This is a genomic window from Bacillus manliponensis, from assembly GCF_000712595.1.
Classification (GTDB): Bacteria; Bacillota; Bacilli; order Bacillales; family Bacillaceae_G; genus Bacillus_A; species Bacillus_A manliponensis.
In genome coordinates this window covers 63,611-77,285 of the sequence record NZ_JOTN01000001.1, presented here as the reverse complement: position 1 = coordinate 77,285, position 13,675 = coordinate 63,611, and the positions used below count along the sequence as shown (strand labels likewise).

Annotated in this window: 12 protein-coding genes and 1 pseudogene; 9 read left to right on the top strand and 4 right to left on the bottom strand. The window is 35.6% G+C overall.

What is annotated here, in order from left to right; all coding sequences use genetic code 11:
• Nucleotides 1–145: 145 nt before the first annotated feature.
• Nucleotides 146–793 carry a nitroreductase family protein gene (locus tag BAMA_RS00345; protein WP_034634912.1) on the bottom strand — a complete coding sequence of 216 codons (648 nt, stop codon included), beginning with the start codon at nt 791–793 and terminating at the stop codon, nt 146–148.
• A gap of 213 nt (nt 794–1,006) precedes the next feature.
• Here BAMA_RS00345 and BAMA_RS00340 point away from each other — a divergent pair, with 213 nt between their 5' ends.
• From BAMA_RS00340 to BAMA_RS00315, 6 genes are all read left to right on the top strand, one after another.
• The gene (locus BAMA_RS00340) at nt 1,007–1,363 is read left to right on the top strand and encodes a winged helix-turn-helix transcriptional regulator (protein ID WP_034634910.1); all 357 of its coding nucleotides are present in this window, start codon (nt 1,007–1,009) and stop codon (nt 1,361–1,363) included.
• A gap of 409 nt (nt 1,364–1,772) precedes the next feature.
• On the top strand, nt 1,773–2,525 hold the full coding sequence (locus tag BAMA_RS00335) for a sugar phosphate nucleotidyltransferase (protein ID WP_034634909.1): 753 nt from the start codon (nt 1,773–1,775) through the stop codon (nt 2,523–2,525).
• Between the two features lie 430 nt (nt 2,526–2,955).
• Nucleotides 2,956–4,962: a glycosyl transferase gene (locus BAMA_RS00330; RefSeq protein WP_420834699.1), complete on the top strand. Its 2,007-nt coding sequence runs from the start codon at nt 2,956–2,958 to the stop codon at nt 4,960–4,962.
• A gap of 19 nt (nt 4,963–4,981) precedes the next feature.
• A complete protein-coding gene (locus BAMA_RS00325) occupies nt 4,982–5,932 on the top strand; it encodes an NAD-dependent epimerase/dehydratase family protein (RefSeq protein ID WP_034635581.1) in 951 nt (316 codons plus the stop codon).
• An 18-nt stretch (nt 5,933–5,950) separates the two neighbouring features.
• Nucleotides 5,951–7,057 carry a CDP-glucose 4,6-dehydratase gene (gene rfbG, locus BAMA_RS00320; protein ID WP_034635580.1) on the top strand — a complete coding sequence of 369 codons (1,107 nt, stop codon included), beginning with the start codon at nt 5,951–5,953 and terminating at the stop codon, nt 7,055–7,057.
• 134 nt (nt 7,058–7,191) lie between these two features.
• On the top strand, nt 7,192–7,404 hold the full coding sequence (locus BAMA_RS00315; protein ID WP_034634907.1) for a DUF3955 domain-containing protein: 213 nt from the start codon (nt 7,192–7,194) through the stop codon (nt 7,402–7,404).
• A gap of 345 nt (nt 7,405–7,749) precedes the next feature.
• Here BAMA_RS00315 and BAMA_RS00310 read toward each other — a convergent pair whose 3' ends face one another.
• The 3 genes from BAMA_RS00310 to BAMA_RS23695 all read right to left on the bottom strand — a co-directional run bounded on the left by BAMA_RS00310 (nt 7,750) and on the right by BAMA_RS23695 (nt 10,258).
• Nucleotides 7,750–8,925 (bottom strand): FtsW/RodA/SpoVE family cell cycle protein, encoded by a 1,176-nt coding sequence (locus BAMA_RS00310; RefSeq protein ID WP_034634905.1) that lies wholly within the window; start codon nt 8,923–8,925, stop codon nt 7,750–7,752.
• Nucleotides 8,926–8,993: 68 nt separating this feature from the next.
• Entirely contained in the window at nt 8,994–9,881 is an 888-nt protein-coding gene (locus tag BAMA_RS00305; protein WP_034634904.1) for a phosphotransferase family protein, read from the bottom strand.
• A gap of 68 nt (nt 9,882–9,949) precedes the next feature.
• Entirely contained in the window at nt 9,950–10,258 is a 309-nt protein-coding gene (locus tag BAMA_RS23695; RefSeq protein WP_084157823.1) for an ArsR/SmtB family transcription factor, read from the bottom strand.
• A gap of 125 nt (nt 10,259–10,383) precedes the next feature.
• Between BAMA_RS23695 and BAMA_RS00300 the strand changes: the two genes are divergently transcribed.
• The 3 genes and pseudogenes from BAMA_RS00300 (at nt 10,384) to BAMA_RS00290 (ending at nt 13,673) form a co-directional block, all read left to right on the top strand.
• Nucleotides 10,384–11,325 carry an aldo/keto reductase gene (locus BAMA_RS00300; protein WP_034634902.1) on the top strand — a complete coding sequence of 314 codons (942 nt, stop codon included), beginning with the start codon at nt 10,384–10,386 and terminating at the stop codon, nt 11,323–11,325.
• A gap of 97 nt (nt 11,326–11,422) precedes the next feature.
• A pseudogene (locus BAMA_RS00295) lies at nt 11,423–12,384 on the top strand (nuclease-related domain-containing protein).
• A 230-nt stretch (nt 12,385–12,614) separates the two neighbouring features.
• Nucleotides 12,615–13,673: an endonuclease/exonuclease/phosphatase family protein gene (locus BAMA_RS00290; protein WP_034634900.1), complete on the top strand. Its 1,059-nt coding sequence runs from the start codon at nt 12,615–12,617 to the stop codon at nt 13,671–13,673.
• Nucleotides 13,674–13,675: the final 2 nt, after the last annotated feature.

Below are 13,675 nucleotides of genomic sequence, written 5' to 3'. Positions count from 1 at the left end.
TATAGTTAATATAGATACTTTATATCTATTATTAGAGTGTATTTTCATTTCTATATCGAGTTCATAAATGTTTCTATTGTGCGGTTAGTATTAGGAGGACGGTTAATCCCCCTAATATAGAAATTACCCTATAAAATAGTGATGATTAAAGTTCTCCATTCCAAGAAGTTACTTCATCAACACCTAATCTCACTGTTGGGAATCCTGGCTCTTTCGCTTTACCAACAGCAATCATTAAAACGTTAACTAAGTTTTCTGGGACATTAAATTCTTTACGGAACTCTTCAATGCTGTAGCCAAGCATAGGTACTGTATCGTATCCTCTTGCTTTTGCAGCTAACATAAATTGCATAGCTAACAAACCACCATCAAGCATTTGCCATTCTTTTTTTACTTGCTCACTTACAGAACCGTAATACCCCTGTACACTGTTGTTAATTCTATCTTTAATTTCTTTCGTCATAAAACCAGCATCTACAGCTCTTTGATTGATTTTATCAGCGTTTTCTAATGTGTAAGCATCCATATCTCCTAACACCACAATAACTGCGGATGCATCAACTACTTGTTGTTGCCCTGAAGCCATTGGAAGAAGTTTTTCTTTAAGAGCCTGATCTGTGAAAACCATGAAGCGCCAAGGATTTAAGTTTGTTCCACTTGGTGCTAGCATTGCCTCTTCAAGAAGTTCTTTAATTTCTTCATCAGTCATTTTAACTGAAGAATCATAAAAGCGAACGGAACGACGGTCACGAATCACATCATAAAAATTTGCAGTACGATTTTCTTTTTTCATATCTTTACTACCTCCATCATTCTTGAAATTGAATGTATTATGAACGGAATATTTAATGTGTAAGGTCACATCGATATTTCGCATAAGTTGCTAACAAAACCTATTATGGTATAGTACAGATAAAATAAAAAGTACGCACTTTTTTGTAATATAGACACCTTTTAGTACTATAGGCACAAAAAAGTACCTATCAAAATATAAAAGGAGTTAAGTATGGAGAAACAATACAACAATAGAATTGAAGTAGTTTTAGAAGTGATTGGGGGGAAGTGGAAAGCTCATATTTTGTACCATTTAACAAGAGGTCCAATACGAACAGGTGAATTAAAACGCTTGGTAACTGGTATTACGCAAAAAATGCTTACTGAACAATTAAGAGAGCTTGAAAGAGATGGTTTGATTTCTAGAAAGGTATACAATCAGGTGCCACCAAAAGTTGAATATTCCCTTACAGAGTACGGGGAATCTTTGAAAGAGGTTTTGCAGGTACTTTGTGATTGGGGAGGAGATTATATTAAGCACAGGTACCCTAATGGTGAAGTTATAGTAAAAAACAGTGATAATGTTTGATTGAAACAAAATTTTTTGAGTACTCTAACCGCTATAGCTTATAGAAACTTTGTGTAATGTTATGCCTCCCAAATAAACTTTCTGCAAGTTTATGGGTTATTGGTATGCAACTGTATAAGTTAAGTCACATTGTTATAACAGGAAGCATAACTTTGCATAACATGCAGGGTTATGCTTCCTTTTTTTATCCCGCATTAACTGGCTGTAAGACTCCTGCCTCAAAACTTGAGAGAAGCAAAGAAATGTAGGTGGGAGATTAACAGCCAGTAACAGCCCACTGAGTGAAGTTGCAATTTATTTGTCCAAGCTCATTTTTTACTATACAACTAGTACAACGACACAGTTCGTCATCTGTCCGCATAACTTAAATTAGCCATATATTAAATACGATCGCGTCAGGGGAGATGGGATGAAAGTCATCATTTTGTGTGGTGGGAAAGGGCTAAGAATGCAAGGGATTTTAGAAGATGTTCCGAAACCATTAGTCCGAGTTCAAGGAAAACCCCTAATTTGTCATATTATGGAATGGTATAGTAAATTTGGACATCAAGAGTTTATTTTACCGTTAGGCTATAAAGGGGAGAAAATTAAGGAATATTTCATGCATTACACTTGGAAAGAACATGATTTTATTTTGGATCTTCAAAAGAATCAGCATCAATTACTTGGAAAGCGAGAACCATGGAATATTACGTTTATTGATACGGGAATTGAAACGGCGACTGGGGCAAGGATTAAGAAGCTTGAAAGTTATGTACAAGATGGGATGTTTTTATTAACGTATGGTGACGGATTAGCACATATTGATATTGATGAACTTGTGAAATTTCATAAAGAGAAAGGGAAAGTGGCGACGTTGACTGGAATTAAGAGAAATAGTCAATATGGCTTATTGCAAGTAGAAGAAGGAATTGCAACGGAATTTCAGGAAAAACCTTTACTTGATGCGTTAGTAAATGGAGGTTTCTTTGTATGTAACAAGGAAATTTTTCGTTATTTAAGTGATGAAAGTGGATGTGTTCTTGAGGAAGAACCATTGCGTAATTTAATAAAAGATAATGAGCTAGCGGTATTTGAATATAATGGATTTTGGATTAGTGTTGATACACCAAAAGACTTGAAAGATGCAAATGAAAGCTGGAGTTCGGACAAAAATAGTTGAAAGGAGTGAATGGGCAGTGAAATTTAACGATAGAAAAGAGGGTTTACCACGGCTTTACATTCCTTCTAAAACGAAAAAAGAATCGAAAGTGTCTAAAGGCTCTACAATTAAAGAGGTCATGAAAGAATCAATTAAAGAATCAATGAAAGTACCGATGAAAGAATCTATCAAAGATTCAATTAGAGAATCAATCAGAGAACCAGTCGACGAAATCACCATCGAAGGAAAAATTGAAAGACCGATGAAAAAATCCAGTAGAGAACCAGTCGACGAAATCACCATCGAAGGAAAAATTGAAAGACCGATGAAAAAATCCAGTAGAGAATCAGTCGACGAAATCACCATCGAAGGAAAAATTGAAAGACCGATGAAAAAATCCAGTAGAGAACCAGTCAATGAAACCACCACCGAAGAACAATTTAAAAGGCCAATGAAAGATTCAATCAGAGAACGCAGTGAAGAGTCCATTAAAGAGTCTCAGTTCAATCGTAGTAAGCAATCTGAAAAGGAGAATCATTTTTGTGTCATAGTTGGAAAGGAATATGTATTAAAAGTGCTTGCGTTACAACAATCGTTAATACAGAATGCAAGTGAGTGCACGTTGTGGATTTGTTGTATAGATTCATTTGCGTATTCTATATTTAAGAAAATGAATTTGGATCATGTCGTTCTCTTACAAGTGGAAGAGTTAGAGGATGAGCGGTTACAAAGTATTAAAGAAGAACGAAAAGTGAATGAATATTGTTGGACATTAAAGCCCGTTTTAATTGAGTATTTGCTAGTGAACTATGATTTGCCATCTATTCTCTATTGTGATGGTGATCTATGTTTCTTCTCAGATGCTACTGCTATTTTTGAAGAGTGGGGAGAAAGCTCTGTCTTTCTTTGTCCGCAAAGAGATCGTGATTGGGTAGAGCGAATGTACGGGAAATATCAGGCAGGATTAGTTGGCTTTAAAAATGATATCTACGGACTAAAAAGTGTAAGATGGTGGAAAGAAAAATGCCTGGATTGGTGTGGTTCAAAGCCGGATAAGGGAAGATTTGGGGATCAAAAATATTTAGATTATATTCCGATTTATTTTCCAAAAGTAAAGATATCAAGAAACTTAGGAATAAATGCGGCACCGTGGAATTGTGTTTACAATAACAACTTTAACATTTCTAAAAGTTCTAATGATGTGTATATTGATTCAAATAAATTGGTCGTCTATCATTTTGCATGCATAACAATTTTTAATGAACATGAGTTTGATCTTTGGTCGTTAGGAGAAATTACAATCCCGAATCGTGTACTAGATTTTATTTATACCCCGTATTTAAATCGGATTCAATCAATCTTTACAGAATTAAAAGTAATAATTGGTAAAAAAGTTGATAAATTGATTAGTACAAAGGATATTGAAGAAGCGCAAACATTATATAAAGATTCTCATTTAAGAAGAAGCATGAACCGATGGGATCGTTTCTTGAACTTTTCATTCATCGTCAGTCGAAAATATTTAATTCAAGCGCTCACCTGTTATTATTCATTAGAAGGGCAAATAAAGAACTTTAACATATGGATGTGTTGTATGGATGATTTTACGTATCAAGCGTTAGTAAAGATGAATTTAAAACATGCAACAATTGTCCACGTGAAAGAAATAGAAGACGAAGAACTTTTATATGTAAAAAAAGAAAGGAGCCTACAAGAATACTGCTGGACGTTAAAAGCTCCTTTATGCCTTCATATTCTTCATCATTATTCCGAGGTTGATCACATTATATATTGTGACACAGATATGTACTTCTTTGAGAACCCGAATGTCATTTTAGATGAATGGTGGAAGTATTCTATATTTCTTTGTCCGCAAAGAGGGACAGAAGAACTAGAAAGTATACATGGAAGTTATCAAGCTGGATTAATCGGATTTAAAAAGGATAAAAATAGTATGGATATTCTAAGTTGGTGGAGGGATAAATGTTTAGAGTATTGTTATGATCAGCATGATACTGAATTTAATCGATGGGGAGATCAAAAATATTTAAATCATATTCCTGATTTATTTTCTAACATAAAAATTATGGAACGTAAAGGAATAGATGCGGCACCATGGAATTTAATTTTAAATGATGAGTATGAGGTAAATATAGCAAAAAATAAAGTGTTAATCGATGATGATGAACTCATTACTTTCCATTTTGGGAGCCTGCAAATTTTTAATGAACATGAATTTGATTTATGGAAGCATGAAACGCTTAACATAGACCAATCAATTTTAGAAAATATATACATTCCTTATATAGAAGCACTAAGAAATACATGTAACATACTCCGAAACACTTCTATTAGATCTCTTACTCCTTTATATACAGAAAAAACTTCAATAAAAAATTATTTTCAGTATCCACCTTCATTTTCTTCTAGGCGAAACTTTGGTTTTAATTTTATGTAAAAGGGATGAACAAGCAATTATGAATAGTCCTTTACAAGGTAGTAGGGTTCTTGTTACTGGCGGATACGGATTTATTGGTTCCCATTTAGTGAAGAGATTATTAAGACAACAGGCTAACGTAGGCTTGTTTGTTAGAAAACCATCCAATTCTTGGCGTCTAACAGACAGATCACACAATATTGAAAAGTATGAGGTAGATATACAAGATAGAGTGCAAGTTCAAAATGCAATAAAACAATTTAAGCCAGACTATATTTTCCACCTTGCTGCATATGGTGTAGATTCAGCAAATCAGGATTACATGAGTGCTGTTGAAACAAACGTGATAGGGACAATTCATATTGTTCAGGCTGCGAAGTTAGTAGATTGTAAAAAAATTATTCATTTTGGAAGTAGTTCGGAATATGGTAATAAGACGAAACCAATCGATGAAAATATGGTATTAACCCCTGTAGACATTTATGGAAGTAGCAAAGCAGCGGCCACAATTATTGCGCATCAGATTGCTTTGGAAAACAATATAAATATTATAACGCTCAGGCCTTTTGGTGTATTCGGTGAGGCTGAAGCGCCGCATAAATTGTTTAGTTATATCATTTTACAAGTATTAAATAGTAAGAGTGTTGATTTAACTTTATGTAACCAATTGAGGGATTATTGTTATATCGATAACATTGTTGACGCTTGCATATTAGCGATTGAAAATAATGGAATACAACATGATATTTTTAATATCGGAAGTGGAGAAGTGCATCCATTAAAGTATTACGTCGAGTTAATTTTCAAGCACTTGCAGACAGATAGAGTACCTAATTATGGTGCACTCCCTTATAGAGGAAATGAAAGATGGGTTCCTCAGCCGAATATTCATAAAGCGCAAAAGCTGCTTGCTTGGGAACCCAAAATAGGTATTGAAGAAGGGATTGTTAGAACGATTAGATGGTATATGCAAAATAAACATTTATACTGAATTTTATTGTTTAAAGGTGTGAATCACTTGGTAAATCATACATTTCGTGGAAAGAAGGTCTTAGTTACAGGGCATACAGGTTTCAAAGGTTCTTGGTTATCGCTATGGTTAAAAGAATTGGGGGCAACTGTAATTGGGTATTCCTTAGCTCCTCAAACTGAGCATGATAACTTTGTTGTCACAAATCTTCAAAGTGAAGTCATTGATATTCGCGGAGATATTCGAGATTCTCAAAAATTAAATGAAGTCTTTCAGAAATATGAGCCGGAAATTGTATTTCATCTCGCTGCACAACCACTTGTGAATTATTCCTATTCTCATCCAAAAGAAACGTATGATGTGAATGTGATGGGGACACTTAATGTATTAGAAGCAGTTAGGATAAATGATTCGGTGAAAGTGTGTATCATGGTGACGAGTGATAAATGTTATGAGAATAAAAAGTGGGTATGGGGATATCGGGAACATGATGCGATGGGTGGACATGATCCGTATAGCTCTAGCAAAGGTTGCTGTGAACTTTTAATTTCTTCTTATCGTAACTCGTACTTTCCGGAAGATAAATATAAGCAACATCAGAAATTAATTGCCAGTGTACGGGCTGGTAATGTCATTGGTGGGGGCGATTGGTCAGTAAATCGAATTATTCCTGATTGTATACGAGCTCTTGAAGCTAAAGAAAAAATTATGGTTCGAAATCCAAAGGCGGTAAGGCCATGGCAACATGTTTTGGAACCATTAAGTGGTTACTTATTGTTAACAGAAAAATTGATAACTGAAGGTACTCGTTTTTCCGGGGCATGGAACTTTGGTCCAAAACAAGAAAGTCTTGTTCCTGTAGAAGAAGTTGTAACTCGTATAATAAAGAGCTGGGGATCAGGTAGTTGGGATATCATAAGTTTACAAAAAGAAAGGCTATATGAAACAACATTACTGAATCTTGATACGAGCAAATCAAATTTCAAATTAAATTGGAGCCCAAGATGGTCAATAGGACAAACATTAGATTATGCAGTGGAATGGTATAAAAATTATAAAACGCATCCTGATATGAGAGCGTTATGCTTGAACCAGATTAAGCAGTATCGCCAAATAGAAGGTAAAAACCACCGTTCATCTTCATAGGGAATGGTGGTTTTTATTTTTAAACAACATTTATTTATTGTTTTTCAATAAAAAAGTGTTGTTTTTCGGGTTCTTGTAGGTTATTATATGTTTATCAAAAGTAACAAAAAGATTCCGTTTAAGGAGAACATACTATGAGAAATAAATATATTTTGGCTTCTATTCCATTATTTTTAGGGGTATTTTGTTTCATACTATTTAGCATGATTGGTTCAGAGGTGGCGCCTGATGGGACGCTGAAAGAGCCATTCTTTTTAATACCAATTGGATACTTATTCCTGTTTAGTGGTGTGATTTCATTATTCGTTGTAGCAATTGTTTCTATGTTTAAGAAAAGTAAACAGTAATAATAAAACACCGTAACGATTTCGCTACGGTGTTTTATTATGAGAAGGGTAGTTGAAGTGTAAGTTGTGTGAGGACTTTGAAGTAGTAGATATTACATAAAAAAGTGCTGAACAACTTTAGTGATACCCGCAATTGAAGTTAATAAAACAAATCCTCCTAAACAAGATCCCGTTACAATTTGTGTAAATAATAAATCTTGGTTTTCCATGTTTATCCGCTCCTTTTGTTAAGTGATTGATTATCTTTAGTTTATCCGGAACGAAAGAATGAAAACATCGAATTGACTAACAGCTAACTTACATTTTTGTAAGTTAGAAAAAAGGAAGCAGTAAGATGCTTCCTTTTTAATCATTTGATGAATCAAACATGTATGTTCTTGTTCGTGAATGTACATTTAAAATCAGACCAATACCGACCATATATGAGAGAACGAGGGAGCTTCCTCCGTAACTCATAAATGGAAGTGTAATCCCTGTAATCGGCAGCAATCCAATTGTCATCCCGATATTTTGGAACACTTGGAATGTAATTAATCCGATAAATCCACAGCAAATGTATGTACCGTACGTATCGTTACTTTCTAACGCAATCATAAGCATGCGGTAAATGAGTAAGAAATATAAGGAAATTAACATACAAGCACCGATAAACCCAAATTGCTCCGCAACGACAGCAAAAATAAAATCAGTATGAGCTTCTGGGAAATACACATTTCCTTGTAAATGCCCTTTACCAGTCAGTTCCCCCGATCCAATCGCGAGCATGGAGTTCACAAGCTGATACCCTTGCGTTGGATAATCATGTGGGGATAGCCATCCATAAAAACGGTCTAATTGGTAGTCCTTTGCAAATAGCATCCCTAATAAATGAGGAAACTTAAAATAAATGAGTAGAAATCCAGTAATCGCACTCATTCCAGCAACGGCTACTGTTATAATGATGCGCCAGCGAATACCAGAAACGAGAAGCATTGTACAAGTAATGAAAGAAATAACCATTACATGCCCTAAGTCTGGTTGCATTGCAATTAATGCAAGTGGTGGCAAAACAACACCGACTACTTTTCCGATTAGTAAAAAGTCATCCTGGAGACGTGGTGATGTAAACTGTTTATTATGATTCGCAATAATTTTCGCCACGAGTAAAATAATAATAATTTTCATCGGCTCAGAAGGCTGAAAATTCCCAATGGCTGGAAGTTTATACCAAGCAACTGCTCCGTTTATTCGAAGTGCACCAGGCACTTCTAGTTTCAAACCTAACAGTAAAATAAAGCAAATGCCGTACAAATACCAAATAATATGCTGATAGCGATCATAATCAATAATCATGACAATACCCGCCATTATAGCGCCGCAAATAAACCAAAACATTTGCTTGCTTGCAAAGTTAATTCCTTGAAGTTTCTCAGGCAGTAATGGTTGTGCGCCTTTTATTGCTATAACGCTAAAAACAGCAAGTAGCACTAAAATACCGATAAGATAAAAATCGAGTTTAAATTGACGTCCTTGTTTTTCTATTGCTCGTACACCCTTTCATTCTATTGATATATTAAATATATAAATAAAATAAAGAGATTTCCAGAAGTTTATAATGATATATAGATTTCTTTGCTCAGTGTTTTTACACGTTGTTTGTAATATATTCCTTTATCTTTTATATGTAAGCGATCAATAAACAAGTTCGCTAGCATAACGGCTGTATCAAGCTGGTAAAAGAGTGCAACAGCAGATGGAAGAGAGCTGAAAATTTGTTTGTTCGCATAACCTTCTTGGAATTCTTCAAAATTTAGTTCATTTGTTTCTTTCACCCTCATTAAGTCAAGGAGGGGATGACCAATGAGTGCATTATCCCAGTCGACAATTACTTTTATTTCACCATCATAAACGAGGAAGTTCACAGGACGAATATCCATATGTAACAAACGCTTTACTGAATCTCCTTCTTGTAAAATAGTTTCTATCTCTTGCATTGTTGGTAGCTGAATGTGACAGTTTGTAATCTTGTTGAATGCTACTGTCCTTTCGATGATACGTTTCGCGAGAATTTGACTAGTCGGTTGTTCACTTTCTAACTCGTCCGCTTGGATACGGTGGAGCTTGCTGGTGAACTCTCCTATTTTATGAGCACAAATTGGTACGTTATTAGAAGGTACGAAGTCTGAAATTAAGAAATCGAGCTCATCTGATAGATGGAGCTTATGGACTTTTGGTACAAGTATGCCGTTTTGACTGCAAAATTGTGCTAGTTTTGCTTCTTTTTCTAAAGAAAGTCGGCTATGGAATGAACCGTCATTTATATTGTTTACTTGACGTTCCCATGGTACACGAAATGCTAATGGCCCTTGAGTTGAATCAGCACGGAAGACGACATTTTGTACACCGGTTCCGGCTACTTTTATGTTAGAGATTTTAAGTTCGCTATATGTTTCATTCAATAGGTGCAGAAGTTTTTGTTGTAAATGAGTATGAGGCATAAAATCCCACCTTTTAAAATTTTCTGACTTTATTATAACAAAAAAGATTGCCAGACTCTGGGCAATCTTTAAAATGGTTTAGACGCTTGTAAAATCGCTTGTAACAATCCGGGAAAGCGTTTGTTCAAGTCATCCTTTCGAATGGAAATAAAGCGCTGTTTACCTTCCACTCTCGTGTGAATCACACCGGATTCTCTTAATGTTCTAAAGTGATGAGAGAGTGTGGATTTCGCAACTGGAATGTTTAATGCGCTGCAAGATTGTTCACCTTTACCTGATAGTTCCTTGAAAACGGTAAGCCGAATTGGATCACTCAGGGCGTACAGAATAGAGGATAAACGAATTTCGTCTATGGTCGGATGATACAGTGTTCTCAATGGTAGTCACCTTCTATAATCGTTAAGTTTGTTTTCTTGAACTATACTACAATTTGTGATATATTTCCATTGTTCGATGATATTCGAACAATGGAAATATACTAAAATAGTGAGGGGTTTTGGGGATGAATTTTTCACGGTTAAATAAGACAAATATTATGATTTCTGAAATTGGATTTGGAACAAATGCAGTAGGAGGTCACAATCTTTACGCCAATGTTGATGAGGGGAAAGGAAGAGAGATGATCCAAGAAGCACTGCGTGTAGGGGTGAAATTTTTTGATACGGCAGATGCCTACGGATTCGGTCGTTCTGAAGAGATTGTTGGAGAGGCTCTTAAAGAGAAACGTTCTGATGTTGTAATTGCGACAAAAGGGGCAATTGAAAGATTAGAGGATGGTACGAATCGTATCAACAATCAACCAAGCTATTTACGAAGTGCAGTTGAAAATAGCTTGAAACGGTTGAACACAGATTATATTGATTTATATTACATTCATTTTCCCGATGTAAATGTAAAGTTATATGAGGCAGTTGGGGAACTGTCACGTTTAAAAGAAGAAGGGAAAATTCGAGCTATCGGCATTTCTAATGTGAATTTGCAGCAATTAAAGGAGGCGAATTTATATGGAGAAGTTAATGCGGTGCAATGTGCTTATAATATGTTAGATCGGTCTGTTGAAGAGGAGATTTTACCATACTGCAAAGAAAATGATATTTCATTTATTCCATATGGGCCGCTTGCGTTTGGTATTTTAGGTGGAAAATATACGAAAGATTTTACTCCAAGTGAAGGAGATTGGAGACAAAGTGTTCCTTTATTTGCTCCGAAACAATATGGAGAAAATATAGCAAAGGTTGAAAGGTTAAAACAAATTGCATATCGAAAAGAAATGAGTGTGCCGAACTTAGCTTTATCATGGCTCCTTGCTCAAAATGGAGTAAATACAATTATTCCAGGTGGGAAGCGACCAGAGCAAATAAGAGAAAACGTAAAAGCGAGTGAAGTTCGTTTGTCAGAAGCGGATCTTTTAGAAATACATAATATATTAGCTGTCCATGTATAGGACAGCTTTTTATTTTTCTTGCTTGAAAATACATTTTTAGCAAATATACAGCAGTTATCAAATTGTATATGGTAAAGGCGTACGAGGAGGCGAGATCATGATTATAAAAGAACGAAAGCTCCCCATTCACTTTTTGCAATTAGAAGCATTGTGGCGAAGACTTCCGGAGCATCATCCAAAATGCGAAGAGATTGCAGATGATATAAAGAAACAAAAGACGGGGTATAAAGGCGAGCAATCTGTTGATTATCAACTTACTTTTTTGATGACTGAGAAATATATGATACTTCACGATATTCGTTTATTCGATGGTAGTCACTACTTTCAACTAGATACACTCATTTTAAGTTCAAAATTTCTTCTTTTTTTAGAAGTAAAAAATATTTTTGGTACGCTTATTTTTGATTCGGAGTTTCATCAGCTGATTCGTGTGACGGATGAGAAAAGAGAGGGATTTCCCGATCCAATTTTGCAAATGGATAGGCAGAAGAGACAGCTGTGCAAGTGGTTAGGGCTGAACATTCCGGTTGAATCGCTTGGCTTGCAGTAATTAGTCATCACCGGACGATTGTGCGGCAAGCGGGTGATGATGATCTTTCTGGAAAGATGATACATAGTGCGAATTTGTTAAATAAAATTGAGGAACTTGAAATGAGGTATAAAGAAGAATTACTTAGTGAACATGACTTGCGGCGATTAGCAGAGCGTATTTATGGTGAGTGTGTGCCGCTATATGTAGACGTTTTGAAAAAGTATGGGATTGGGGTGCATGAGCTGATTAAAGGAGTGCAATGTCCGAAGTGTTTGTGGAGGATGAATCGCATTTTTGCTAATTGGAAGTGTTCGAATTGTAGCTTTCTTTCTAAAGAGGCACATGTACAAGCGATGAAGGATTATGCCCTTTTGATTGGAAAAACAGTGACCAATAAAGAGATGAAAGAATTTCTTACTATTGACTCTAGTGATGTTACAAAGAAGTTACTCATAAAGATGTGTTTTCCATATAGTGGGGAGACAAAAAGTCGGAAGTATGAACTTTCGTTTGAGGAATTAAAATAGTGTTTTGACTGAATTATAGTTGATTTTGGCTGAAAAAAATGAAAAATGACCAAATCCTCCTTGGTTTTGGCCGGAAAAATGAAACAGTGACTGAATTACACAGAATTTTGGCTGAATCCTCAATTATAATTAAAACTTAATATTAAGATAAACTGAATGAAACAAACTAACAAACATGTTAAAATAATTCCGTATGCACATTACAAAAAGAGAATAAGGGAGTCATGAGCTTGAAGAAGATAGTGAAGATTTTGTTAGGAGTAGTAGGAACGATATTCGGTGCCTTTGCAGCGTTTCTTGCATATGTGGCAATTACGGATGTAAAACATAAGGATGTTGAGAAGTTAAAGGTAGCAAATAATAACGAACGCGTTTTGAAAGTTGGAGAAGAGTTTAAGACGACGACATTTAATATTGGCTACGGTGGTTTAGATAAGGATCAAGATTTCTTCTTAGATGGAGGAACAGGTTCACGTTCTAGCAGTAAAGAACAAACGGTAGAGAATACGAATAATATGTTATCTTTCTTACAAAAGGAAGATTCTGATTTTATGTTAGTGCAAGAAATGGATGAGAAGTCACTTCGTTCATTTGATGTGAACCAATATAAGGCGTTCCAAGAAGGATTGCCAAATCATGCATCTACACTTGGTTACAACTTTAATGCACAGTGGGTACCGGTGCCAATTACGAAGCCGCATGGGTATGCGAATGGTGGACTTGGTTCGTTCTCAAAATACAAAGTAGAAGAGGCGACAAGATATCAGCTTCCAGGAAGAGAAATGTGGATTCGTCAATTATTCGAGTTAGAGCGAGCGATTGTTGAGCATAAAGTCCCAGTTGATAACGGGAAGTATTTACGTATGGTGAACGTTCACTTATCTGCATACGATAAGGGCGGAAGCATTCGAAAACAACAAGTTGCGTTTTTGAAAGAATATATTAATAAGCATTATAAAAATGGTGATTATATTGTGCTTGGCGGGGACTGGAATCAGTTATTATCTGATGTACAGTTAAGTGATCCGGAGTTTAAAGAAGATTGGCCAGAGTGGTTAGTGCAACTTCCAGAAGATTTCACTGATGGTGGATTCCAGTGGGCAGTTGATGATAGTGTTTGGACAGTTCGCGATAACGTGAAGAGCTACGTTGAAGGTGAGAATTTCGTTACGATTATCGATGGATTTTTAGTATCTCCGAATGTGGAAATTGTGAGTGTACAAGGACATGATTTAAAGTTCGAAAACAGCGATCATAATCCGGTTAGTACGGTGCTGAAGCTAAAATAATA